The sequence below is a fragment of the Ditibartonella choladocola genome, assembly GCF_002007565.1.
In the GTDB taxonomy this organism is placed as follows: Bacteria; Pseudomonadota; Alphaproteobacteria; order Rhizobiales; family Rhizobiaceae; genus Bartonella; species Bartonella choladocola.
On sequence record NZ_CP015625.1, the window covers coordinates 2,243,109 to 2,267,677 of the forward strand.

Here is a 24,569-nt window from a genome sequence, read left to right on the forward strand (position 1 = left end):
GCAACCAATTGCACAACTAATAGTTTATATTTATTTAATACACAACTAATTATTTGTAATATATACAAAAAAGTATATTTTTTTTATATGTAATTATTTGCAACCAGTTGCAAAGCCCTATTTATCACTTTGTTTTTTAATGAAAGAAACGGCTTTGATGAAATGATTGGTCGCATTGTCTAGCTCTGGCATTTCTACGTCTTTTGAAAATTCAACTATTATTTTTTAGACAAATCATCCAGATAAACGCGATGTTTTGTATCATCAATTGCTGCTTGTTTTACAATTTCATATAACGCGTCAGATAGCGTAGGAAGCGCATATCTGTCACGATACTTGTTGATAAACTCAATTTCCTCTAAGCCTAACCAGGTATTGATGGATTTTAGACCCAAAGATTTCATCTTTTGTCGCTTAGCAGAAGCTATTTCTCTTGCTTTGCGTTTATGCTCTAACTCTTTTTTAGCTAAAAGTTCGTCCTGAGTATTTTTTTCCATAACTTCGCATACAATCCAATATCTATTTTAAATTTCTAAAAAACTTTTGGTTGTTTTTTATATAGCACTAACCAAAAAAGCGAACAAATTTAACGACTGATCAAGGTTTCTTAACATATCCCCACAATCCTGATTTTTCTAAACGTGCAAGTTTTTCAGCCTCGCCATATTCTATATTTATCGGCTGGTTCTTATGGTCTAGTGCAGATTTAGCGTATCCAGATACTATCATAGACATTCCCATATCGGTCGTATTGCCATTAAGAGTGATGCTACATATCGTCAGATAAGATGATGTAGCGGATGATTGATAGATGCCACGGCATTTTGGATGTCCATTTGTAATCAATGCTGCCAAAAAAACTTTGGCGGCTTCGCTGCAATTTGAATCTAAAGCTAAACCAAAACTACTGTCATGACAGGCTTCAACGCCATATAAACGAACAATAACGCCGCCCTGATTCCAGCTATGGCCTGTCAGAATTATGACATTTGAAGGAACGTCAAATTCATCCGAAATATTTGTCTGACTGAATGCTGTAGATATAGACAATAAAAACAAGAAAAATGTAATGACTTTTTTCATGATTATTTGCCCCACGCTTCAGCAGCCTCTGGCGACCAAATAATAGTTTTTTTGGCTCGTGCTTGATTTTCAGATGAAGCTAGATCTTGACGTAAAAGTTCGCCTTTATCATTTCTAGTAACATATGCTGTTCCGGTACGAACAAGCAGGTCTTCCAAATTATGCGTGATTTCAGTGCCTAAAAGCCATGATTGTGTCTGACAGGTGACAGATTGATAAGGCTGATTGGCTTGGCTTAAATAGGCACGGCAAGTAAGTTTGTGTGATATAGATAATTCCGTATCCAAATATTGTCGCGCAGCGTTTGAACACGGTCCTTTAAAGACGTAGGCATTAATCAATACATCACTGGGACATGATGATATGCCATATAAAATCAATTGCGTATCAGGGAGAGATATGGAGATTCCTGTCCCACTTTTATAAGGGACGGATGAATTATAAACACGCCTATCAGTGATTTTACCTTTATCCATATATTCTATAATGGCTTGATAGTTTTCTTCCTTAATGGCATTTTCTGTTTTACTCTCTGCATTCGATTCAGCGTATCCGGCACATGTTAATGCTAGAGAGCTAATAATGAGAGATGATATAAATTTATGGTTACATAGCATTCTGCTTTTCCTCTTGCTTTTGAGAAACGGGTGAGTTAAAGCATAAGAAAAGCTGAAATACAGACCACGTCCCAAATTACTCATTTTTCCAAACAATCAGCATAGTTTTTGGAACAAAAGTGAGAAATTTATGGGACGTTTTTATTTTAGAATCGGTCTGATTTTTTTGAATTTGATAGTTTGTGTGACTACAACTATCCCTGTTTTTGCAGTTGAAAGCAACAAAAAAAATTCAGACAATCAAATCAGTGTTCAATATAGCCATTCAATGTTAGAGCGGATAATTAATGATGAAGCCCGTTCACAAGGCGTCAATCCGGCTTTTGTTTTGATTATTGCACAAATTGAATCTGGGTTAAATATTCGCGCCATTAGCTCGGATGGCGCCATTGGCGTTATGCAGTTAATGCCGGAAACGGCCGCTGAATTAGGTGTTGAGAATCCTTATGATCCAGAACAAAATATAAAAGGCGGAGTTCGTTATCTCAAGCAGTTAGAGAATGAGTTCAAACATCCGCTCCTAATAGCCGCTGCCTATCATTCTGGACCGCAAGCGGTCCGTGATGCCAAAGGCATCCCAAAGGGGCCGAAAATGGCTGCTTATATTGTCAAACTTCTCAACGAGTTTTATCAAATTTATGATGCCAAAACGGCAACGACCAATATGATCAAAGCAAATACTGAAAAACATGCCAACCTTAAGTGGGAAGGCGACTTCGTTCTAAATCTCAATCAATAAAACTTGCTCTCTGCATTCAAAAATAGACATCGTTTTAAAAAGCAGCATGAGGGCTCCTTAATAACAGGAGACCTTAATGATTAAAATTCAAAAGACTATCTTCCTCAACGCTGCAATGATGCAGTGTAATCGCCAAATGCTTTATCGCAATATGGTTTTGCTGTTTCTAGGCGCCATTACATTTCTATTGTTTGTTGAGCCTTCATTCGCCCAGACACTTGAATCTATCGATAAGGCCGCAAACAATATTGATGCATGGCTTGGCGGGTCAATTGCTAAAACAGTGGCCGGCATTGCTGTCGCAGCCGTTGGATACGCTTGTCTTGCCAATCGACTTTCATGGTTTTGGTTTTTTGCAGTTATTCTCGGTATCGCAATCATTTTCGGTCGTCAGCAAATCGTCAATATGTTTGCGGGGTAAGATTCATGACAACGAATATACCGCTAGATAGCGAACTGGATTTTTATCCAATCGCTACCGGTTTAACCAGACCATCAACATTTAAAGGGGTTCCCCTGCAGTATGCCGCTATATGCGGCATGCTGACGGCCTTGGGCTTCGTTTTTTTAGAAGACCTTAGATTACTGCTTATCTATCCGGTATTTCATGCGATCGGATACGCTTTGCAAATATGGGATAATCGTTTCATCGACATTTGCTTTTTGCGATTTCGCAAGGGGTGGAATGTCAAAAATGTAAAATTTTGGAAAGGAAATTCTTATCATGTTTAAGTTCCTTAACGAATTTGAATACGAAAATATATCCGCCAAAGAAGCGCCGGCATCAAAACATATTCCGTTCATGAGGCATGTTACAGATACGATTATAAAGACAAAAAATGATCAGTATATTGGTGTCATCAAGCTCAATGGTTTTTCTTTTCAAACAGCAGACAATCGCACTCTTAATACGCTTTTGGAACAGCGAAACACTTTTATTCGTTCATTATCGAATAGCCGCTGGCAGCTTTATTCGCATGTGATCCGCAAACGCATAACGCCTGATTTGAACGGTCGTTTTAGTTCAGATTTTTCTCGATATATGAATGATAGATATCAAGAAAATCTTTCTGATCGCTCAATGTATGTCAATGAGTTGTACCTGACAGTGGTCAGAAAAGCAGCCGTTGGTAAGCTTGGTATGATCGAGAGTGTTACCAATTTGCTGAAAGGTACGACAAATACTGATACAACAGCAGAATTGGAATCCGAACGTATAGCAGACTTAAACGAGGTTTTAGGTCGGTTTTCTGAGCAATTTGCAACATACGGGCCACGTATTCTGTCAGTTCAGGATCGTGATGGTGTATTTTATTCTGAGCCATGCGAGTTTTTCTATCAACTGATCAATGGTCCAGTGGATATATCCATACGGCTGCCAAGAATGGGCTTGGCCGAGTATCTCCCGACTCATCGTCCCTTGTTCCAAAAGCGTATGTTTGTTCTTCAGGGGCGTTCAGAACAAGATAGTTGGTTTGGCGCTATGGTTTCTATTAAGGAGTATCCAGCCGGAGTTGCCTCAGGTATTCTTGATCGGTTGTTAAAGCTAAATCGTGAATTCATTCTCACGCAGTCATTTTCGGTATATGAGCGAGATGAGGCTCGTGGCCGCATAGAAAAGCATACTGGCCAAATGGCAGCCGGAGATGATGGTGAAAGTGCAGTCGTTGATGAAATGGATGATGCACGAGACCGCCTTATGGGTGGGATTACGACTTTTGGCGATCATCATCTGACTGTTTGTTGTCTTGCACATAATGTCAAGGATGTCGAAAAGGCCGTCGATGAAGTATCGACCGGCCTGTCGGAGGTTGGCATTATTCCAGTACGTGAAGACGTCAATATGGAGCCTTCTTTTTGGGCGCAGATACCCGGTAACGGCAGTTATGTCGCTCGAAACTCAATGATTAGTTCATTGGACGTTATGGCTCTATCCTCTTTTCATAATTATCCAAGCGGCGAGCGTAAAAATTTGCGTTGGAAGAAACCGATTACGCTCTTTGAGACAACATCGCATACGCCTTATCATTTTAATTTCCATCGTGCCAATGATGCGCGGGCACCGGGAAACTTTTTGATTATCGGCCCGACTGGTACGGGCAAGACAGTTTTGCAGGCTTTTTTAATCTCGCAAATTGAACGAGTGGAACCGGCTCCTAATTTGTTTTATTTCGACAAGGATAGAGGCGGCGAAATTATGATCCGTGCCATGGGTGGCTATTACGAGTCCCTCAAGCTTGGAACACCGACAGGTTTCAATCCGCTACAGCTTGATAATACACCTAAAAACCGGGCCTTTTTGTTCCAGCTATTTGAATATCTATGTCTAGATCAGGGTCAAGAAAGGTTATCGGCCACTGATAATGAGATTTTGCAAGAGGCAATTGCAAAATCAATGGAATATTTGCCCACGCACCGGACTATGGCCAATTTCTATGATCTCCTTCAAGGCCATCGTGTCAAGCATGCTGGAGACATAGCCTCGCGCTTTAAAGAATGGGTTGATATGGATAAGCGAGGTTGGCTATTCAACAATCAGCAAGACCGATTTGTGGGTAATGTTCGCGTGGCTGGTTTTGATATGACCGAAGTCCTTAATACCACCCGTGAATTAACAGCGGCTTCAATGTATATTTTCCATCGGGCAGAAGAAAAATTGCGTGAAGAAGGCCTACCGACAGCGTTCTTTTTTGATGAAGGTTGGGCTTATCTGAAAGACGCATATTTTTCTGATTATATTCTCGATAAGTTGAAAACGATCCGAAAACTCAACGGCATTATTGGCTTGAGTACCCAGACAGGTCAAGACGTGAAGAAAAGCCATGTCGGGTCAGAACTAATTCAACAAACGCAGACAAAGATTTTCTATCCAAACAATGAGGCTGATGAACAGGTTCACAGGGTCGATTTTAAACTGTCTGCGCGTGAATATAATTGGGTATTGAAGACGCCGCGCGAAGAGCGCTCATTTCTTATCAAGCACGGTTTGGATTCAGTTGTTGCCAAACTTGATCTCAAAGATATGCCTGAAATTTTGAAGGTTCTATCCGCAGATAAAGACACATTGGCCGAGATGGATAGGTTGCGCGATAAGTTCGGTGACGACTTAACGAAATGGTTGCCGGTATTTATGAAAGGGGGCAGTTAATGCGCTATTTACTCTTCATCAGTGTGTACGCATTGAGCTACGGCATTGCATCGGCTCAAATAGCAACAACTGACAGGCAGGTTGAAAATGACGTTAGACAACAGGGCCAGCATTGGCTTGAATCTGTTGAAATCAAACGCGGACAATCTGATAGTACGCGCGGTGTTGCTTGTGGCTGGGGAATGAATCCAGAACAGGCACTTGCAGAGCGTCCCGATGTTGCAGCTAAAATAGCCAATACCTGTAAAAGTGTGGGGGTCGATCCAGCTCTTGGGCTGTCAATTGCGTTTCAAGAGAGCCGATTCAATCAAAATTGTGTTGCGCCTCAGACGCCGCACTCGGGCGGACAACGTGCCGAAGGTGTTATGCAAGTGCTACCAAGCACTGGCCAACGTCTGTTTTCGAAAAACAATTTAGGCAATTACAACGGTAAAAATGAAGACCAGAATATTTTGGCTGGATGCCTTTATTTGAAAGAAGGTTCAGAAATTACAGGCAATAGCCTTTATCATATCGCAGGCGGCTATCACTCAGGCTATGATCATAAGGTTTGGCGTGAACAACAGAGAATTCCCGGCCGTTGGCCAAAAACTTTGGATTACGCTAACAAGATCTCCACGCGATGGTATCCGGTGTTTGATAATGCAATGGGTGGCTATCAAGGTGGACGTGCCGGCATGGATCAATTGCGTGCCGATACTTTTGCTTCTGGTCAAAATGGCATTGATACAATTCAAAACAATGTTGCTGTCAGCAATCAGCGCATACAGGAATTGGCATTTGCTGCCGGCACGACAGAAACAGATATTGCTTCTTGGGATCGCAATACCCAAGCAAGACAGATATTGGGCCAAAGCATCAATGGCTTCAATGAGGCTTTAGCTCTCTTGCTTCAATATAAAAACACTGAATTACAAAATGGTCTGATAGATCAATCAGAGACGAGTTCGATTTCATCATTTCGTAAGAAGCCAAAACTTCCAGAAGGTCAAAAAAAGATGGTCTATGACCAAGTCGCTCAAAAGTGGCGGGTTTTGGGAGAGGACGACGTATGGCGATATTTAGAAGCTGATGGAACTCTTGGTGCAACAATTAACTGAAAAGGAAAAATCATGAAACATAGAAATAAGATATATATTGGCATGGTTGTTGTTTTAATGACAACAGCTACATCGGGTGCTTTTGCTCAAATTGCAACTTATGATGCGGCTGTTCATCGTGAGACTCAGCAGACCACAAAACAGACCGCTGATATTTTGAAATCCAATGCAGAAATTCAAAAGCAAAGCGAGGCGATTTTGAAAGCCGTAAGTGGTACAAGAACTGATGCACAATCAATCGCCAATGCTGCTTTGGGAGGTTCGTTCAATTTTGGCCAAACACCGTCTTTTGCTGATGCTTTAGGCGGCGGAGATATTAATTGGGGTCAGCTTAACGGTGATATACAAAAAACAGCCTCAAACCTGATCAATGGTTTGCGGCTTGTAAAATCGCTGTCAGGCAAAAACGGCATGTCTAAAAATTCATCAACACAAGCCGCTTATGAAAGTGCAATCAATCTCACAACTTCTTTAGCGAGTATTGTAACCGGCTCCCAGTCTGCTGTGACAGAACGTTCAAAACAATTTCAAAATATCGGTGGTCAAATTGGTAAGACCAAGGACATTAAGGGTTCTATAGATTTCAATACTCAGATGCAGCTTCAAACCGCACAGACGACTAATGAAGCAATCGGCGCCATTACAGCAATTAGCGCTGCGGAACAGAGCAAACTTATGCAATCCTTGGCAGAAGATAGCGGCAGTGCTGAATTACTGCGCTATGGGAGATGAGCAATGAAACGTGTAATTATTCTATTGTGTTTAGCAATTCCTTTAAGCGCCTGTTCGCATAAGGAATTGACGGCTCCTTGTTCATCCAAGGATATTCCAAAGCAACTTGCCTTTTCTGGAAATGACGATTTGTTAAATCTCAAATTTCCAGAATTGCAGCTTGGATATAGTGAATGCGGTCCTATGCGGTCTATTAACGACTTAAATATAGCTGGCGGAAACGGTGGGTAATTTTCTTGCGGACCTGATGGCTAAAATCGATACTGTCGGTTCAGGCTATGTACAAACCGCATACACATCCCTTTCTACACCGCTCATTATAACAGCCAAACTACTCATCAGCATATCTATCGCTTGGTATGGCTATACGATTATTGTCGGCATATCCAATATGGCGTTGAGTACAATTTTTAAAAAAGTCATGATTATCACATTAGTTATGACAGCTATTACATCGTGGGTTGTCTATCAAACATATATCTATGATATTGTTATCAAGGCACCAGAAAATATTGGCACGTTACTATTCAATGCATTTACAACCGATGATCAAACAGATGTTCGCCATGCACTGCAAACCGCATGGGATACCGGATGGAAGGCGACAAGTGCAGCATTTGCCAAGGGCGGAATAAGATCTTTAGGTGCATTTTTAGTCGGGGCTATTTTGGCATTAGGCACCGTCGTTTTTGTCGTTGGTGGTTTTATTATCACCGGGATGGCGAAGGTCTTTGCTTATGTGCTTTTAGCAATTGGTCCATTTTTCATTTCCACGTTGATTTTTGAATGGACGCGAAATTGGTTCATGAGCTGGTTGAATGCATTGTTCAACGTCATGTGTATATTGATCGTAGGCTATGCTGTTTTGGGCTTTATGCTAGGTCTTAGTTGGGCAACAATCCAAGAGTTGGAAGCAACCAGTGAAGACCTTTCTTTGACCTTGATACAGGCTGCTGAATTCTTGTTCATCGGTATTATGAGTGGTTTGGCTTTCTTGCAAGTTCCATCACTCGCTGCAATGCTTGCTGGTGGCATTGCTCTAAATGCCGGCCAAAGTTGGTCATATTCCCTTACGCGTTTTGGATTAAGCAGTGCTGGTAAAGCAGGCCGTCGTGCTGCTGGAGGTACAAAGAGAGCCTTCCAAAGATTTCGTGACCGGAAAAAACCTAATCCACAAGATGAATTTGCATCAAAGATTGGCAACGCCATCAAGGCTGCAATTGAAAAAGATAAAAACTGAAGGATAAATTATGAGAGAAAAAATCAAACGATTTTTTCCTAATATCAAAATTCTTTCTAAAATTAAAACAACTAATTCTAAACAACAAGTCAATCCTAATATTCAAAACTATTATCAACAGGGCCAAGTATGGGAACAGGCCATTTATAGCGCTGCTGTCAAAAGCAAGCGACTATCATGGTTTTTGTCAACCATATTGCTTGGTATCGTTATTTTACTGAGTTGCTGCTTGTGGTTGCTCATTCCGCTTCAACGCTATGAACCTTATGTTATCACTGTCGATAAAACGACAGGTTACTTGGAAATGGCACGCGCATTACAGCCTGGACCATTAGCTGATGATGTTGCGGTTACGCAGGCCAATATTGTGCGTTATATAAATGCACGCGAGACCTATGACTATAATACGCTTGGTCTTAATTATAAATTGGCATTGCTATTATCGACCGGAAGTGCCGCGCAGGATTATCAGTTTTTATACGCAAGCACAAATGCGAAGGCGCTCGACAAAATATTGGGCCGGTATGGACGTATTGTTGTTAGCATAAAATCGGTTTCACTTCTTAATGAGCGAACTGCACAGGTAAGATTTTCTACTGAAACCACAACAGGCACTGAAATCACAACAAACCATTATGTTTCCACCGTACGGTTTAGATATTCCGGAACGCCGATGAAAAATGAATGGCGCTTTGATAATCCGCTGGGCTTTCAGGTAACTGAATACCGTCGTGATCAAGAGTCCCTTGCAACAAAAAGGACACTTGACCAATGAGATATCATCTTGCACCTTTTTTATTGGCATTTGCCTCTTGTATTTTTGCTTTTCAAAATGCACATGCTGAAAGACTGCCGCAAGGCGGCCGTCTTGATGGACGTATTAGGACTGTTACATATAAAATTGACGATGTTGTTGCCATTAAAGCGGCCTATGGGATATCGACCATGGTTCTTTTTGGTGACGATGAAACGATTGAAACCATCACACTTGGCGATACAGTCTCTTGGCAGGTTATTCCCAATTCAAAGAAGAATATTCTTTTTTTAAAACCAGTGGAACCCAATGCCGTTTCAAACATGAATGTGGTGACAAACCGGCATGTTTATAGTTTTGCTTTGAATTCCACAGACAGTGAAGCAAAAAAAGACCACACATTCTCAGTTCAATTCAAATATCCTGATGATGATATAGATAAGAAACTGTGGGATAAAGCACGGGAAGCGGTGGCGAGTCCGAACATCTCCAATATCGATATTGCGAATACAAATCTCGATTATGCTTATAAAGGTTCGGATTCATCCAAGCCGCTCGTAGCCTTTGATGATGGCAAAAAAACGTTTTTGAAGTTTGGTGGCGCAATACCTTCAATCTTCGCCGTCGGGACTGATCGGCGCGAGAAAGTCATCAATTATAGACGCGAAAAAGACTACATTGTTCTCGATGGTGTTTATAGTCAGTTATCACTTAGACGCGGTCGCCAAGTTACCTGCTTATTCAATTTAAAACCTACCCGAAATCACGTTCTACAATCAAATGAAGCTATTGCTACTCCCAAGAAAATACCGGGCAAGGTAGGGAGATAACAACATGAATGAAGATGATTATAGAAAATTGGCTGAGAGTACTGAGCCGGAAACCGGTGAGAAGCGCGCAAATGGCAGACGTTTATCAGCGCCAATTTTGGTAGGTGGAACCATAGTCGCAATCGCATTTGTTTGGCATTTTGGAAATACTGACCAGAGCAATCGACGGCTTACTGATCCAGAAAACGAGCAATTTTATACAGGTCAATTTGTTCCGCCAAAGCTTCCTGAAGAGAAGCCCAAAGAGGATGAGCCAACGCATGTCGAGATCAAACCTGATGTTGCCCCTGCGCCACCACCTCCACCGCCGCCACCATTGCCCCCGACCGCTCCGCCTCCAATCGGAGATAATACTGCTGAGGTTGATGATGGTCGTTGGGAACGCTTGCGTTCGCCAATGATTGTTATGAGTGAAGCAGGCTCTGTTTCTTCTGCTCAAAAGGACAGTGAAAAAACGAATTCTTCCCCTCAATCGGATGCCAATGTCGCTTTTCTTGATGAACAGGCAAAAAAGACTGCCGAAATTTCAATAGCCGGAAAGATTAAGCGGCCTGACGCAATGATCGTTCAGGGAACCATGATACGCGGCACATTAAATGGCGCTGTTCATTCTGATCTTCCAGGCAATGTTAAAGCAGTTGTTGAAGAGGATGTTTGGTCTCTCGATGGAAGGCGGGTATTGATACCAAAAGGCGCTAATTTGATTGGAGAATACCGATCCGTCATAGCCCGCGGCCAAACACGGGTATTGATTGCTTGGAACCGTGTTATCCAGTCAGACGGTACAAGTGTTGCACTTGGATCAGTCGGTACAGATCAGTTAGGACGCTCGGGCGTTGAAGGAAAAGTGGATCGCCATTTATTGCAACGTTATGGCGGTGCATCATTGCTAACGCTCATAGGTGGTGGAACACAGTATCTTGCTAATTATCAAAAATATAAAAAGCCCTCATCACGTACGAGGATTCGGATAGATCCGGCAACAGGCCAGTCTTATACTGAATATGCTGATTACGATGATAGCGGTAATGAAGCGCGTGAGCTGGCAGCACGTACTTTTGCACAAGCTATACAAGACATGGCAAGTGAAGAGTTCCGCAGCGCAAACTCTATTCCAGATACGATACATATTGATCAGGGAACTGAAATAGCCGTTTTTGTGAAAAAGGATTTGGATTTTTCTCAGCTTTACCCCGATCCCGTATTGGAAAAATATAGGGAGTTACGCAATGGTAAGTAACATTCCTTTCCCTTTGCTCCAATCTTTAAGACCAATTCAAAAATGGTTGGAACAAGAGAATGTAGTAGAAATATTTATCCAACCGCAAACTGTCTTTATTGAACGTTTAGGCATCTCAGCACCTGAGAAGCATGATGTGTCAGAAATAACAGTCGAGCATATACAGCATATAGCTACGAGGGTTGCTGCTCTGACACATCAAGCAGTCAATCGTGAAACGCCATTGCTGTCAGCAACGCTTCCTGATGGCACTCGTATTCAAGCGGTTCTACCACCTGTCGCGGTCAATGGTGGTAGAATTGTTATCCGCAAGCAGGTCGTCAAACAAATGACACTGGATGACTATCTAGAGTTGGATGTCTTTCGTCGTGTCAACAATCGCTATACAGCTATTACAACGGATAGAATCAATAATGCCAATCTAAATGATATAGATAGTGAGCTGTTAGATAACTTGATCAGGAAGGATTATGCCTCCTTCTTGCGATCTGCGGTTCAAAATCCACGCAATATCCTTTTGAGTGGCGGCACGTCCTCTGGCAAAACAACCTTTTTAAACATGCTTTTGCTGATGGTGCCAGACGAAGGCCATATTGTAACGATTGAAGACGTCCAAGAGCTTAAACCGACGCAGTCACTTTGGACGCCGATGGTTGCTTCAAAAGGCGATCAAGGTGAAGCGAAAGCGACCATACAAGATCTTCTTGAAGTGACGCTTCGATTGAGTCCGGCACGCGCATTTCTCGGAGAATTGCGCGGAGCCGAAGCTTTTACGTTTTTGCGACTTCTTAATATTGGAAGTGCCGGATCTATGGCAACGATTCATAGCAATAGTCCCGAACTCGCATTTCATCAGCTTGCGTTTATGACAATGCAATCGGGTGCAGGCTTACGTGCAGAATATATATTGGAGCAAGCCCGTAGTTTGATACCAATCGTGATTCAGCTATCGCATTGGAGTGATATTGAAACGGGTAAGAAATATCGAGGTGTAACTGATATTTATTTTCAGGCGGCTGAGCGCCTAATCTAATGAACAGCCGCCATCGTTATTTATTGATTGTGCTGCTTGGCATAGGCAGTCTTGTTATATGGAATATTCTATATTCGCTCATCTATGATGCACGGCGTTTATCCATCTATGGCAAGGCAGCACTTAAAGACGCATTAACGACTGAGCTTGAGGCAAGTTTCTTTGCCCCAGCTTTGAATTTTTATGAGCATTTGCCAACTTTATCAGAAATTCTGAATTATGGGTTGAAGCATTTTTATTTAACGACAGCGCTTATGTCATTAGCAATGACCGTTGGAATAATAGTTGCATTGTATGTATTGCTGACACGCAAACGACAAGATGACATACATGGCAATGCCCGTCTGATGTTAAAAGCTGAATTACGGGAGCATGGGCTAAAAACGAAAGGTGGGTTATTTTTAGGCAAAACGGGTAATATTGATGTTCGTGATGAGGATCAATCGCATGTGATGGTGATCGGCCCTCCAAGTTCTGGTAAAACCGAGTGTTTTGTTATTCCTAACCTGATCGAGTGGGAAGGTTCGTTTATTGCACTCGATTTCAAAGGGACTCTTTTTGAGAGAACTGCTAAGATAAGGAAAAAACGTGGCGATGAGGTTTATCTTTTTGGGCCTGGCTACGAAAATTCTCATACCTATAACCCACTCGATATGATTAGAACCGGCGTGACACGTATTACGGATATTCAAGCGCTGGCCAGTTTGCTGGTTCCGGTGCTGGACGAGAAAAATTCACACTGGAACAATTCAGCTCAAATGCTGCTGACAGGCATGATATCCTATGTTTTGGAGTCGGTTGAATGTGCAAATAATAGAACATTAGGGACTGTCGGCCGATTGTTCAGTGTTTCAGATTCGTTTCACGACACTTTAAAATCTATGCGGGATGAAATTGGTGTCAGTTCATTTACTTATTCGCGTTTGACTGAGTTTTTGGCAATTCCTCAAGAAGAGGCTGGCAGTATTCGCTCAACTCTCAATACACATCTAAAACCATGGCAAAATCCATCTATTGAGGCACTCACACAATCTGGAGAAAACTCGATCCAGATTGAACAGCTACGTGAAAAAGCAATGTCCGTCTATCTGGTCATTGATACAGGACAGATCGAAATTTTTGCTCCGTTGTTGAAGCTTTTTTTGGAACAGGTAAATTCATTCGTCAACCGTGCTTACAGAAAGCCGGAAGAAAACAAAATATTGTTTATGATTGATGAATTCTATCAGCTTGGCAAAATCAACAGCATCATCAAGCAGCTACCATTCGCGCGAGATCGTGACATCCGTATCTGTTTAGTGTCTCAAGGTGTGGCGCAAATTGATGAGAAGTTTACCCGTGCCGGCAGGGAATCGATATTGGCAAGCTGTGTGTTACAACTCTTTTGCTCATTTAACGATGAGCCCACTGTAGAGTTAGTGACAAAAAAGGCTGGTCAAAAAACCGTACATTATAAAACGAACAGTCGGCAAATGGAGCCTTTTGGAAAGCCATCACGGCGCACAGAATCCGAACATGCGATGGCGCAACCGTTGTTCCGATCCAATGAACTCTATGCATGGGACAGAAACAAACTTTTAATTTTGAAAGTGAATGCTCAACCCTATGTTTGCAATAAGGTTCTGGCAGACAAAGCGAAGATTTATGTGAAAGCCGTACAAAAAGCCAATCATCAACTTGTTGAAGTGCCGCCACTCATTGAGACAATTGATTTTTTACCGTCATGGGCAACAAGAATTCGTAAAAAGACCGCCAACTATATGGCGGAAGGCAAGGCTTTGGATAATGAAAAGCTACCAGGTCAAAAAGATTATCAAAAATTTCTACAGCGCATACCGCCTAAGAAAAAAATCAATAAAGTTGTGACGCATGATGCACTCATGTCTAAACTAAACATAGTCGTTGGTGAAGAAAAAGAGCAATGAGTATTTCACGACATAACGGCCGCGGATTGTTTCTATAGCGAGCTCAAGTTCAGTTTTTTAACTATGTTCCCTCTTCAAGAGCATCATAGAGAATCGCTGCTTCCATAGTCTTTTTACCAACAAGGCTTTGAAGCTTTCGCACCTTCTGCTACAACGACTTATATTGCAAGGCTTGAGCAACTTCTTCATCGGCACGTACTGCCGACAATGTACCATCAAGACTAAGCTTGAGCCAGTGGAACTGTTTGTTGGGAGAAACATCATGACTGTGGTTTACAAGATAAATGATTACACCTGGTTCAAAGATTTCCTGAACAATATCCAGTCTTGCGGAAACACACCAGCGGCGATGCCTCTGTGATCCATTCAACACCTAGATGTTCGAATTATGACTGGTCACAACGATAACAATACTCATTTATTGTATTTAAGACATCGAAGACGTTCGAATAATTTGGCGGCTGGTTCATAAATAGGACCAACATTATAGGGTTTTAAAAACCCAAATAATCATAAACAGACACAAGATAGTGGATACCATAAAGTATCGCTATTATAATTACACCGACCAGAATCAGCCATCCGTAAAAGCCATCATGTTCTTTTTTATATATTTTGGGCTGCGGTGGTTGTCGGTTTTGTTGATGCAAAAAGATAGAATCTTTATCATAATCATTTTTCATATTTTTTTCCTTTTATATGCGTTAATTATTTTTATTTTAATATAAATTCATATTGACATCAACGATTGTTCATACTTAAATATTGATTGAATGGAATCATAATATAGAATTTATCCTAAATTACCATTTTTCCTAAAAAACCAATTATTTTAGTACGATATATTTGTTTATATCGTAGGTTTATTCATGCCATTCATTATTATTATTAAAAGAATGGAATCGAAAATGAAGAAATACATATATATAGCTATGTTACCGTTACTCCAATTATGTCTTAGCTCACAACAATCATATGCTGAAGGAGGTCGACCTGAGGAAAGTGCTAAAAATACGTGTGTTATCACTTATGGCTTTAAACCATGGGGAATCGTAAAAAATTCTGTGAATGAGATTATAAAACAGGGATATTATTGGACACCGGCCGTCGGTTCTGGGAACGGGATAGGTGACGTAGACTGTAGGAATATGCCAGATTTAGGCTTCTTGGATAATCTAACTGGAGCAAGTCTAGATCAAGCGATAAAAGATCTTGAAGAGCAGAATAGCAAAAACAAAGAACAGGATAATCGCCTTGATCAGAATGAACAGAAAGATCTTGATCAGGATGGGCGACTTGATGGTCATGATAAAGATATAACAGAGATCAAAGACAAGAATAAAGAACAAGATGACCGACTTGATGGTCATGATCGTGATATCTCTGATATCAAGGATAAGAATAAGGAACAAGATGATCGTCTTGAAGGCCATGACAAAGATATAAAGGATATCAATGATAATGCTGTTTTTTATGATCGAGATGAAAACGGGAAAAAAACTGGTAATGTAACTCTTGATGCCGGCACCGGTGATCCTGTCGGACTAGGCAATGTCGCTGATGGCAAAGACAAACATGACGCGACGAATGTCGGACAATTGCAAGGTGCACTGGATGGTCTTGGGGGCGGCGCCAAAGTCAATCCTGACGGCTCAATCACACCACCGACATATGAAGTGGGCGGCAAAGAGTATGACAATGTCGCCTCCGCAATTGATGCCCAAAATAAGCTTGGTGTTCAGTATGTGCCAGATGAAAATGGTAAACCGACAAACCACGTCATTTTAAAAGGTGACGGTTCGGGTGAAGCTGTTCGCTTGAGTAATGTTGCAGATGGAATAGCTCCGGGTGATGCGGCTAACGTCCGTCAGGTCAATAAAGCGAAGCAAGAGGCCTTTGCCTATACAGACTATAAGGTGGATGCCTTGCGTGAGGAAACCAATCGCAGGTTTGATAGCCTATCAAATGAGGTCGATGAACTTCGTGATGAAGCACGAAGTGGTATTGCGATGTCTAATGCTTTCGCAGCCATGCGATTTGATGATAATCCAGGCCGAGGCACTTTAGCGATGGCTATGGGTGGTTTCAAAAGCACGACGGCTATGGCAATGGGGCTAGGCTACACAACAGATGATGGCGTCTATCGGTTCAATGCTGGATTAGCTCGCAGTTTTAACGGCGGTGATATGTCGTGGAACGGGGGTATGAGCTGGTCTTTTTAAAAAGAGGCCTAATTTGTAAAATACTGGCAACTGTTATGGTTGCCAGATCATTTGCTTCATATACGATTATGTAAGTCACTATATAAAGTAGGAATATTGATGAGAACATAGCAGTGTTTAATTTTGACATGGATAAACAAAAAAATGACTAAGAACTGAAGATAGCTCATGCTGTAAAGTTAAGCTATAAAAGTAGATTCGCTTTCATATAATGAAAATGATAAATTTATCTTGACATATCAGGATAAATAATGGATTTGCATATTTGAATGGTTTTCTAATATGCAAACCTCCTAAACTCGATTTTTTTCCAACATCATATCTATCATGAAGATAGAATTCCATTTGCGCCTTTTAAGCGGGGCTATCGCCATTCATTCTTTTAATTCTAATTGAATGGAATGCAGATGAAACGAAACTTTTATACTTTGTGCGAACAAAGCACATCCACTCACAAATCTAAGCAGAATTTGATCACAAAGAAACTCTCTGTGGTTGCGGGCGCTCTTCTTTTCGCCGTCATTACAGGAACAGCTGCTTCAGCAGCAAGCAATTGCGTTTTGAAAGAAGGGTATGATGCCGCAATACCTATCACTTTTGACAAAGGTCAACCAGATACAGGTGAAAACAACCCAAATGGCAGAGATCCCTCAGTGGGCGGCGGTGGTAATGTTCCTTGTTATTCAGAGGATGCTTTCAAAAATGGTCCACGTGAGAATATCGGTGGAAAGACATGGGTTAAGGTTTTAGATAGTGGCCATAGTTGGATACCGGTTGATTCTAAAACATCAACTTTAAGAGGGGGGACGTGGGTTAGTGTTGAAGATTATCCTTATGACTTTATTCCTGATTTAGGCGGGATGAAAGAGACTGAGGACAATCAAAATAATCGTCTTGATCAGAATGAGCAGAAAGACCGTGATCAGGATGGGCGACTTGATGGTCATGATAAAGATATTACAGAGATCAAGGACAAAAACAAAGAACAAGATGATCGTCTTGATGGCCATGACAAAGATATAAAAGACATCAATGATAATGCTGTTTTTTATGATCGAGATGAAAACGGGAAAAAAACTGGTAATGTAACTCTTGATGCCGGCACCGGTGATCCTGTCGGACTAGGCAATGTCGCTGATGGCAAAGACAAACATGACGCGACGAATGTCGGACAATTGCAAGGTGCACTGGATGGTCTTGGGGGCGGCGCCAAAGTCAATCCTGACGGCTCAATCACACCACCGACATATGAAGTGGGCGGCAAAGAGTATGACAATGTCGCCTCCGCAATTGATGCCCAAAATAAGCTTGGTGTTCAGTATGTGCCAGATGAAAATGGTAAACCGACAAACCACGTCATTTTAAAAGGTGACGGTTCGGGTGAAGCTGTTCGCTTGAGTAATGTTGCAGATGGAATAGCTCCGGGTGATGCGGCTAACGTCCGTCAGGTCAATAAAGCGAAGCAAGAGGCCTTTGCCTATACAGACTATAAGGTGGATGCCTTGCGTGAGGAAACCAATCGCAGGTTTGATAGCCTATCAAATGAGGTCGATGAGCTTCGTGATGAAGCACGAAGTGGTATTGCGATGTCTAATGCTTTCGCAGCCATGCGATTTGATGATAATCCAGGCCGAGGCACTTTAGCGATTGCTATGGGTGGTTTCAAAAGCACGACGGCTATGGCAATGGGGCTAGGCTACACAACAGATGATGGCGTCTATCGGTTCAATGCTGGATTAGCTCGCAGTTTTAACGGCGGTGATATGTCGTGGAACGGGGGTATGAGTTGGTCTTTTTAAAAAAACTGGACTTCTTTAGTGCAATTCTGGCAATCTTAATGGTTGCCAGTTTATGTATATCTACAACTTTAACTCATGCTGCTTCACAGAAAGAAACTTTGACAAAACAATCAGTGACATTACCTAAATCACTTCCAAAACCTGCATCACTCATTCGGCCAAATCAAAAAGCTATTGTTGGTGATTTTGTTTTAATCCAGCGCCCATTCTATGACTGGTTGTTGCGATGTGAAGTTTTGCTCTCAGCAGAGAGACGGTTATGTAATACTCAACAGGTTTTATCATCTGGAGATGCAACATTGATATGGCGTATTATTCTAGCGGAGGATGGGAAGCCATACGTTCTTATTGCCACCTCCCCAAAATTAAATATTAAAAAAGGGCTGTTGATAGTGTTTTCAGGTATAGAGAAGACATTAAAGGCCGATGATGATATTGCGTGCTCATCAACAAGCTGTATCGGTGCATTTGCATTTACTGGTGTATTGCAATCTGCAATAATGTCTTCGCCAACGGTAAGTTTTGAGTATCATGACATAACCGGAGAGAAAATGGAATTTAATGGATCCATCAATGGTCTAGATCTGGCGTTAAAAGCTGCATCAGACAACATATATTCACAAAAGTCGCCTCAATTTAAAAAAAGTCACCAGAGTAGATAGCAATAAAAAATTAAAAGACCTCAGGAATAATTACTTCTGAGGCCTTTAATGTAGACTAGCAACTGGAGACCTCTAAAAACCTCAAAATCCGAATTTTCAAAGCAATAAAATCAAAGGGTTACGTTGAAGAATTTTATTTAAAGTGGGGTTTTTAGAGGTGTCCAACTGTCTATAATTTGTAATGTATAGCTTGTCATTACGGATATTTCGTTTGCAGTGACGATGATTTTACTGGCAAAGGCGATAGCGATGATTTTATGTTTTTACCTTGCCTTTAATGTGTTGTGAGAAGGTAGAGATTGTTTTGTATAGCGTATGACAACGATGGTGGCTTAGTACAATAGTTGCCTCACAGTTGAGCATCCATCCGACATCCAGCTTTGCCCTTTCCATGTGCAGCTTGATCTTGTAAAATGGGTAGTCCACCTCCAATGTGTAATTGTTCGAGATAATATAAAAAAAGCCCACTTGTTGTGAGCTTTTGATATTGTCGTTTTACTACACTTTTTCAGAGTTTTGTGATTTGGTAAATCCTGGCATGTGGATTTTTTTTCGCTTTGTTTTAGATTTTTCGGTTTTCTTGCCTAAACCAATTGACACTGCCAAGGCTCTGCGTGTTTCTGAATATGCTGGAGCCACCATTGGATAATCTTTAGGTAGATTCCACTTGGCGATGTAATCCTCTGGTGTCATTTGGTGATGGGTCATCAAATGTCGTTTTAAAGATTTAAATTCTTTACCATCTTCTAAGCAGACAAGACATTCATTTTTGATGGATTTTTTAATGTTTACAGCAGGTTTAGGCGATTCACTAATATTAATATCTGGTTTCGTTGCTGTTGCCAACAAAAGCGATTCATGTATTTCAGTAATAAGTTTTGGTATTTCTTGAGCTTCTAATTTATTATTTGATAAATATGCAACAATAATATCCGAAGTCAAAGTTAGAAATTCGATGTTCTTAGTTTTATCCATTAATAATATTTCCACGTTTTATTTCATATGCGTTGGCATAAAGAAATTAATATAATTTACTATACCTCTATAGAATATCATATTAATTTTTTTAGATTGTACAGTTTTAACGATGTATGATGTGTTAATCAAGCATGTTCTTACCCGCATAATCATAAGTACGTTGTGAAAAGAGTATAGGAAATTTTGCCAACTTTGTATATTGGTGTAATTGCAGTGCTGCTATCGAACGTTTGAAAGAAAATATATTTTTATAGTAACAACAATCTATATATTGACATTCAATGCGTAATCATGGCAGATGACCACAATATGCGGTGTTCTTTATAGCGTACACAATTCTGCCAAAGTGCAGCACATTCTAATATCCCTCTTTAATATATGAGAGTGCTATAAATAAGCGAATACGCGCTTTGTATAGTAAAAACTTTTTCCAAAATATCATTGTTTTATACACTGATGGTTAATGCCATCAGGAATTATTTTTTTAACTTTTTGATTTTGAAGGAGAAAACAAAATGGATGATTAATGTATGTTTGGGTTGCCATGCAGCAAACATGACAACCCGATTACCAACTTCCCCTAACGTTCAATCAAAGAAAGAGTGGTTTTCTATGCTTAGTAGAAATCAATATGATTATCAATGCGCGTTTTTACGCACACAAAGAAGACTATCCAGGTTTTATAAATCTCTGTTGTTATCAGGGACGACAATTCTATTGGGCTTTATTAATATCGGTTATGCTTCGGCATACTGCTTTGACAAAACCCCTTGCACAGCAGGGGAAACGATCAATGTGGAAGAGGCTGACCATTATAGTGCAATGAAAAACCCGGAATGGTATTTTGACGAAAAGGCTGTCGTGAATCTCAATGTAGCCCATTCTGTCAATGCCGGAGCTTATCTCGTGCCTGAGAGGTCTACTATCAATTTTAATACGGCTTCTGCCTTTAGTAACGGTCGTTTATTTTCTCGGGGCTATAATAACTTCAATCTAAATGCTTCAAATTCTGTGACAGGAGGATTACTTGAATTTGGTTTGGGCGATAAAATTTATGTAACAGCAGAAAATGCAGTCAATGGCGGTCTTATAAAAATCGGTAGTAATTCTACTACTGATTTGCAACCGCAGCTTTTTATCGATAGCCGAAATGCCTTCGGGCAAAATGCCAAACTTCTTATGCAACCTTGGTCTATTTTGAATATACGGGCTGAAAACGGGATAGGTGCAGGCGAAATTACAACACAAGGATGGAGTACCATTAATGTGAACGCCAGTCATGGCATTATTGGAGGCAACTGGTTTATCGGTGGCGTTTTAAATGCCAATACGCCTTATTCCATCATGGGAGGTAAGTTTATTTTTGAAAATTTCGGCTATCTGGATATTCATTCAGAATATGCAATAGGTGGCGGTGAGGTATGGCTAAATAATAATACATTACGGTTAGAAAAAGAGAATTCCATCTTTGGTGGCACACAATATGTCAGAGGTTACTTCATTGTAAATGAAACGAATGCCGTTACAGGTGGACATCAAATTCTTCATAGTGGCGAATATCGGATTTTTGCAGAAAATGGCACGACCAATAATGTTCGTGTGACATTCGCCGGCAAGGATGACACTACAAAATCAACTGCGACCATAGGTCTTTTTGAATCGACGGTTTTTGGATCAATCAACAGTTATGATGGATCAGGGAAAATATATAATTGGACTGAAATCAAAAAACCCGTAACACTTACAATTGATGGTTCATTGCTCGGGGATAGTTATTTCTCGGGTCAGATAATAGGATTTCCTAAACGCAACGAAGACCTCCGCCTCGTACTGGAGGGCGGAAAGAAACTTACGCTCACGGGTGAAAACACTTATGGCTTAGGTACAGTGATCAATTCAGGTACGCTGTCGATAGGGGATGGAAACAATACAGGGTCAATCATTGGCGATGTCCTTAACAATGATAGGCTGGTATTTAATCGAAGCGATGATATCGGGTTTGACGGCGCTATCTCTGGCAGAGGCAGTTTGGAAAAACGTGGCATTGGATCACTCACGCTTAATGCCCAAAATATTTATACAGGTGCGACGAATATTAATAATGGCACACTTAAAGCCGGCAATATTGATATTTTTAAAAACTCAAGCAATATCACAGTTGCCAAAAACAGCGTATTCGATCTGAATAATTATGATCAAACGGTCAATGCATTAACCAATAATGGGTTTGTATATTTTGGTAGTAAGCCAGGAACCATCCTGACCATTCAGGGCAATTATACAGGTAATGAAGGGACGCTTGTCTTTAATACAGTGTTAGGTGATGATAAATCGCTGACTGATAAAATGACGATCAATGGTGATACTTCTGGCAAATCATATATAGATGTCATCAATCACGGCGGCATAGGTGGCTTGACAAATGAAGGGATCAAACTGATCACTGTTGGCGGCCGGTCTAATGGTGATTTTAAACTGGTAAGCGATTATCAATTTAATAATCAACCGACTGTTGTTGTCGGTGCTTATGGCTATCAGCTGTTTAAAGGCAGCAATGTGAATGGGGATGATGGAAATTGGTATTTGCGATCTAATCTCTATGATGAAAAGCCTGATCCAAACCCTAAACCAAAGCCGAAACCTGAGCCTGAACCAGATCCGGACCCGGAGGTTAAGCCAACTCCAGACTTGTCGCGGCCAACACAACAAAAATACAAGCCGATCTATCAACCCGGTGTTCCAATTTATGAGGGTTATCTTCATAGCCTACAGCAAATGAACGTTGTTGGAACATTGAGAGAGCGTATTGGAGCTAGGTATAATAGCTTGTTGGGTATAGCTGATTTTGATATTGATAATGCAGCAAATGCAATGGGTTTTTGGATGCGCAGCGAAGGCAGCTTCAACCAAGCCCAACCGTCATCGAAAACTGGATATAGCTCAGAATCCAATATATTCAAATTTCAAGCTGGTATTGATGGTGATTTATGGGAAAATGATGAAGGTGTGCTGATTGGTGGTATTGCCTACCACCATGTTGATAGTGACACCAATATTCAATCACTCTATGGCGATGGTGATATTAAATCTAGAAGCAATGGTATTGGCGCATCATTAACATGGCTGGGAAATGATAATTTATATGTTGATGCGCAGATGCAATATAGCTGGTACAAAAGCAATCTTAAATCGGACTTAGCCAAGAAAACCCTTATAAAGGACAATCATGCCTTTGGGCAGGTTTATTCAATAGAGGTGGGGAAAAGCTATCATTTGAATGATAGTTGGTCGCTCACACCGCAAGCGCAACTGTCATATTCAATGATAGACTTAGATAGTTTCCAAGATGTCTGGAATACAGCTATCAATGACAGCAAAAGCCGTAACCTTCGTGGCCGATATGCTATCGCGCTCGATTGGCATGACCAATGGCAGGGAGCCGGCGGTACTATAGACTCGCTTCATATTTTTGGCATTGCCAATGTCTATAATGAGTTTTTGGATGGCAATGGCCTAAAAGTCGATGATTTGAAACTGACTGATAGCAGTAGCAATGTTTGGGGCGGAATTGGTATTGGTGCCGACTATAAATGGGATGATAAATACTCCGTATTCGGGCAGGTCTCATTTGATGGTGATTTTAAGGCCCCATCCCAGAATAACGGCTTTAAAGGCAATGTAGGCTTTACCTTGAAATGGTAAAAGCCACAACTTCGATCCATAGGGAGCTTCAAAGTTTCCTATGGATACGAATTTACTTAAGAATAAACAGCATCCCGTTAAAGCAGTGTTGATAAACCAATCAGCATTTCGCCTTCTAAAAAACTGAATTCGTGAAAAATCACAATCATTGTAGATAGATTATATTTTATCAGAAAATCATATTCATCGCCAGCTTCTGACCATGGTTTCCATATTTAAAACAAACAAATTAACGCTCATAGCGCAATGAAAAAATGGCTTGTTTGTAAAATTGATATTGACTAATATGGTTTTGTTATATGGTTCGTACCATGAGATACTTTTATAGGCTCAATTGGGACACCAAAAACAAATCTATAAAAAATACAATAGAAAAAACAATGACTTATAGTTGTTTTTTGTTGAGTATGAGGCGTCTTCTGGGCACCATTTTATTCCTGAATAATATAATAAAAACAATAAGTTAAAAAAGTTATTTTCTTTCAGTCCACGCAGCAGCCCACCTTTCGGCGGGCGCTTGCGGTGGTGTTAAATATCCGGTTTCGGCAGATTGCGAACAATCTTCATCGTTTCCACAAAAACACTTATGAACCGTTGGAAGAGTTCGAGCGAATAAACGCGATTGTGCTTCGCGTCGCGTGAAAAATCATTGGCATTATCAGTTCAGTCGGTAAATGCTTTAACTTATGCACGGTAACATTTGTCACATTTATCGCTGTCGGTCGGTGTACCGGTTTACCAAGACCGGATTGGCCGCCAATTTTA

Annotated in this window: 23 protein-coding genes; 17 read left to right on the forward strand and 6 right to left on the reverse strand. The window is 40.9% G+C overall.

The genetic code is table 11. The annotated features are described in order from the left end of the window. Nucleotides 1-218: 218 nt before the first annotated feature. The 3 genes from BBC0122_RS09930 to BBC0122_RS09940 form a co-directional block, all read right to left on the reverse strand. Nucleotides 219-497, reverse strand: coding sequence for a hypothetical protein (locus BBC0122_RS09930; protein ID WP_077993467.1), 279 nt, complete (start codon nt 495-497; stop codon nt 219-221). Between the two features lie 100 nt (nt 498-597). Beyond that, nucleotides 598-1,083, reverse strand: coding sequence for a thermonuclease family protein (locus tag BBC0122_RS09935; protein ID WP_077993469.1), 486 nt, complete (start codon nt 1,081-1,083; stop codon nt 598-600). Nucleotides 1,084-1,085: 2 nt separating this feature from the next. Next, nucleotides 1,086-1,700, reverse strand: coding sequence for a hypothetical protein (locus BBC0122_RS09940; protein ID WP_077993471.1), 615 nt, complete (start codon nt 1,698-1,700; stop codon nt 1,086-1,088). A gap of 130 nt (nt 1,701-1,830) precedes the next feature. On the opposite strand from BBC0122_RS09940, the gene BBC0122_RS09945 reads away from it, so the two are divergent. The 13 genes from BBC0122_RS09945 (at nt 1,831) to BBC0122_RS10005 (ending at nt 14,441) form a co-directional block, all read left to right on the forward strand. Then, on the forward strand, nt 1,831-2,439 hold the full coding sequence (locus BBC0122_RS09945; protein ID WP_077993472.1) for a lytic transglycosylase domain-containing protein: 609 nt from the start codon (nt 1,831-1,833) through the stop codon (nt 2,437-2,439). Nucleotides 2,440-2,515: 76 nt separating this feature from the next. Beyond that, the gene (locus BBC0122_RS09950) at nt 2,516-2,860 is read left to right on the forward strand and encodes a TrbC/VirB2 family protein (RefSeq protein ID WP_077993474.1); all 345 of its coding nucleotides are present in this window, start codon (nt 2,516-2,518) and stop codon (nt 2,858-2,860) included. 5 nt (nt 2,861-2,865) lie between these two features. Further along, a complete protein-coding gene (locus BBC0122_RS09955; RefSeq protein WP_188318033.1) occupies nt 2,866-3,171 on the forward strand; it encodes a VirB3 family type IV secretion system protein in 306 nt (101 codons plus the stop codon). Continuing rightward, the gene (locus tag BBC0122_RS09960) at nt 3,164-5,587 is read left to right on the forward strand and encodes a VirB4 family type IV secretion/conjugal transfer ATPase (protein WP_077993479.1); all 2,424 of its coding nucleotides are present in this window, start codon (nt 3,164-3,166) and stop codon (nt 5,585-5,587) included. Before BBC0122_RS09955 ends, BBC0122_RS09960 begins: the two co-directional genes overlap by 8 nt. Next, the gene (locus tag BBC0122_RS09965) at nt 5,587-6,687 is read left to right on the forward strand and encodes a lytic transglycosylase domain-containing protein (RefSeq protein ID WP_188318034.1); all 1,101 of its coding nucleotides are present in this window, start codon (nt 5,587-5,589) and stop codon (nt 6,685-6,687) included. Before BBC0122_RS09960 ends, BBC0122_RS09965 begins: the two co-directional genes overlap by 1 nt. A gap of 12 nt (nt 6,688-6,699) precedes the next feature. Continuing rightward, entirely contained in the window at nt 6,700-7,419 is a 720-nt protein-coding gene (locus tag BBC0122_RS09970; protein WP_077993482.1) for a TrbJ/VirB5 family protein, read from the forward strand. A 3-nt stretch (nt 7,420-7,422) separates the two neighbouring features. Further along, entirely contained in the window at nt 7,423-7,650 is a 228-nt protein-coding gene (locus BBC0122_RS09975) for a hypothetical protein (protein ID WP_077993483.1), read from the forward strand. A 16-nt stretch (nt 7,651-7,666) separates the two neighbouring features. Then, on the forward strand, nt 7,667-8,659 hold the full coding sequence (locus tag BBC0122_RS09980) for a TrbL/VirB6 family protein (RefSeq protein WP_149866689.1): 993 nt from the start codon (nt 7,667-7,669) through the stop codon (nt 8,657-8,659). 10 nt (nt 8,660-8,669) lie between these two features. Next, nucleotides 8,670-9,434, forward strand: coding sequence for a VirB8 family type IV secretion system protein (locus BBC0122_RS09985; protein ID WP_077993486.1), 765 nt, complete (start codon nt 8,670-8,672; stop codon nt 9,432-9,434). Next, nucleotides 9,431-10,243, forward strand: a complete 813-nt coding sequence (virB9, locus tag BBC0122_RS09990; protein ID WP_077993487.1) for a P-type conjugative transfer protein VirB9 — start codon at nt 9,431-9,433, stop codon at nt 10,241-10,243. Before BBC0122_RS09985 ends, virB9 begins: the two co-directional genes overlap by 4 nt. 4 nt (nt 10,244-10,247) lie before the next feature. Further along, nucleotides 10,248-11,483 carry a TrbI/VirB10 family protein gene (locus tag BBC0122_RS09995; RefSeq protein WP_077993488.1) on the forward strand — a complete coding sequence of 412 codons (1,236 nt, stop codon included), beginning with the start codon at nt 10,248-10,250 and terminating at the stop codon, nt 11,481-11,483. Beyond that, nucleotides 11,473-12,516, forward strand: coding sequence for a P-type DNA transfer ATPase VirB11 (gene virB11 / locus BBC0122_RS10000; protein ID WP_077993489.1), 1,044 nt, complete (start codon nt 11,473-11,475; stop codon nt 12,514-12,516). The genes BBC0122_RS09995 and virB11 overlap by 11 nt, the downstream gene beginning before the upstream one ends. Continuing rightward, a complete protein-coding gene (locus BBC0122_RS10005) occupies nt 12,516-14,441 on the forward strand; it encodes a type IV secretory system conjugative DNA transfer family protein (RefSeq protein WP_077993490.1) in 1,926 nt (641 codons plus the stop codon). The genes virB11 and BBC0122_RS10005 overlap by 1 nt, the downstream gene beginning before the upstream one ends. A 148-nt stretch (nt 14,442-14,589) precedes the next feature. Here the strand turns inward: BBC0122_RS10005 and BBC0122_RS10010 are convergent, their stop codons facing one another. Further along, the gene (locus tag BBC0122_RS10010; protein WP_077993492.1) at nt 14,590-14,814 is read right to left on the reverse strand and encodes a transposase; all 225 of its coding nucleotides are present in this window, start codon (nt 14,812-14,814) and stop codon (nt 14,590-14,592) included. Between the two features lie 121 nt (nt 14,815-14,935). Beyond that, nucleotides 14,936-15,124 carry a hypothetical protein gene (locus BBC0122_RS10015; RefSeq protein ID WP_077993493.1) on the reverse strand — a complete coding sequence of 63 codons (189 nt, stop codon included), beginning with the start codon at nt 15,122-15,124 and terminating at the stop codon, nt 14,936-14,938. A gap of 186 nt (nt 15,125-15,310) precedes the next feature. On the opposite strand from BBC0122_RS10015, the gene BBC0122_RS10020 reads away from it, so the two are divergent. The 3 genes from BBC0122_RS10020 (at nt 15,311) to BBC0122_RS10030 (ending at nt 19,124) form a co-directional block, all read left to right on the forward strand. After that, entirely contained in the window at nt 15,311-16,663 is a 1,353-nt protein-coding gene (locus BBC0122_RS10020) for a YadA-like family protein (protein ID WP_077993495.1), read from the forward strand. A gap of 407 nt (nt 16,664-17,070) precedes the next feature. Next, nucleotides 17,071-18,462 (forward strand): YadA-like family protein, encoded by a 1,392-nt coding sequence (locus tag BBC0122_RS10025; protein WP_188318036.1) that lies wholly within the window; start codon nt 17,071-17,073, stop codon nt 18,460-18,462. Continuing rightward, complete coding sequence (locus BBC0122_RS10030; protein ID WP_077993502.1) at nt 18,450-19,124, forward strand: invasion associated locus B family protein; 675 nt, start codon at nt 18,450-18,452, stop codon at nt 19,122-19,124. The genes BBC0122_RS10025 and BBC0122_RS10030 overlap by 13 nt, the downstream gene beginning before the upstream one ends. Nucleotides 19,125-19,622: 498 nt before the next feature. On the opposite strand, the gene BBC0122_RS10035 is transcribed toward BBC0122_RS10030, so the two are convergent. Next, a complete protein-coding gene (locus BBC0122_RS10035; protein ID WP_077993505.1) occupies nt 19,623-20,099 on the reverse strand; it encodes a Ros/MucR family transcriptional regulator in 477 nt (158 codons plus the stop codon). A 522-nt stretch (nt 20,100-20,621) separates the two neighbouring features. Here BBC0122_RS10035 and BBC0122_RS10040 point away from each other — a divergent pair. Continuing rightward, nucleotides 20,622-23,804, forward strand: a complete 3,183-nt coding sequence (locus tag BBC0122_RS10040; RefSeq protein WP_188318037.1) for an autotransporter family protein — start codon at nt 20,622-20,624, stop codon at nt 23,802-23,804. Nucleotides 23,805-24,569: the final 765 nt, after the last annotated feature.

Excerpts from the sequence above, each read along its gene's own strand:
- BBC0122_RS09995 (WP_077993488.1), top strand. The coding sequence starts at position 10,248 with ATGAATGAAGATGATTATAGAAAATTGGCTGAGAGTACTGAGCCGGAA.
- BBC0122_RS09985 (WP_077993486.1), top strand. The coding sequence starts at position 8,670 with ATGAGAGAAAAAATCAAACGATTTTTTCCTAATATCAAAATTCTTTCT.
- BBC0122_RS10035 (WP_077993505.1), bottom strand. The coding sequence starts at position 20,099 with ATGGATAAAACTAAGAACATCGAATTTCTAACTTTGACTTCGGATATT.
- BBC0122_RS09955 (WP_188318033.1), top strand. The coding sequence starts at position 2,866 with ATGACAACGAATATACCGCTAGATAGCGAACTGGATTTTTATCCAATC.
- virB9 (WP_077993487.1), top strand. The coding sequence starts at position 9,431 with ATGAGATATCATCTTGCACCTTTTTTATTGGCATTTGCCTCTTGTATT.
- BBC0122_RS10015 (WP_077993493.1), bottom strand. The coding sequence starts at position 15,124 with ATGAAAAATGATTATGATAAAGATTCTATCTTTTTGCATCAACAAAAC.
- BBC0122_RS09950 (WP_077993474.1), top strand. The coding sequence starts at position 2,516 with ATGATTAAAATTCAAAAGACTATCTTCCTCAACGCTGCAATGATGCAG.
- BBC0122_RS09970 (WP_077993482.1), top strand. The coding sequence starts at position 6,700 with ATGAAACATAGAAATAAGATATATATTGGCATGGTTGTTGTTTTAATG.
- BBC0122_RS09940 (WP_077993471.1), bottom strand. The coding sequence starts at position 1,700 with ATGCTATGTAACCATAAATTTATATCATCTCTCATTATTAGCTCTCTA.
- BBC0122_RS09975 (WP_077993483.1), top strand. The coding sequence starts at position 7,423 with ATGAAACGTGTAATTATTCTATTGTGTTTAGCAATTCCTTTAAGCGCC.
- BBC0122_RS10005 (WP_077993490.1), top strand. The coding sequence starts at position 12,516 with ATGAACAGCCGCCATCGTTATTTATTGATTGTGCTGCTTGGCATAGGC.
- BBC0122_RS09930 (WP_077993467.1), bottom strand. The coding sequence starts at position 497 with ATGGAAAAAAATACTCAGGACGAACTTTTAGCTAAAAAAGAGTTAGAG.
- BBC0122_RS10020 (WP_077993495.1), top strand. The coding sequence starts at position 15,311 with ATGCCATTCATTATTATTATTAAAAGAATGGAATCGAAAATGAAGAAA.
- BBC0122_RS09960 (WP_077993479.1), top strand. The coding sequence starts at position 3,164 with ATGTTTAAGTTCCTTAACGAATTTGAATACGAAAATATATCCGCCAAA.
- BBC0122_RS09980 (WP_149866689.1), top strand. The coding sequence starts at position 7,667 with ATGGCTAAAATCGATACTGTCGGTTCAGGCTATGTACAAACCGCATAC.
- BBC0122_RS09965 (WP_188318034.1), top strand. The coding sequence starts at position 5,587 with ATGCGCTATTTACTCTTCATCAGTGTGTACGCATTGAGCTACGGCATT.
- BBC0122_RS10025 (WP_188318036.1), top strand. The coding sequence starts at position 17,071 with ATGAAACGAAACTTTTATACTTTGTGCGAACAAAGCACATCCACTCAC.
- BBC0122_RS10040 (WP_188318037.1), top strand. The coding sequence starts at position 20,622 with ATGATTAATGTATGTTTGGGTTGCCATGCAGCAAACATGACAACCCGA.
- BBC0122_RS09945 (WP_077993472.1), top strand. The coding sequence starts at position 1,831 with ATGGGACGTTTTTATTTTAGAATCGGTCTGATTTTTTTGAATTTGATA.
- BBC0122_RS09935 (WP_077993469.1), bottom strand. The coding sequence starts at position 1,083 with ATGAAAAAAGTCATTACATTTTTCTTGTTTTTATTGTCTATATCTACA.
- virB11 (WP_077993489.1), top strand. The coding sequence starts at position 11,473 with ATGGTAAGTAACATTCCTTTCCCTTTGCTCCAATCTTTAAGACCAATT.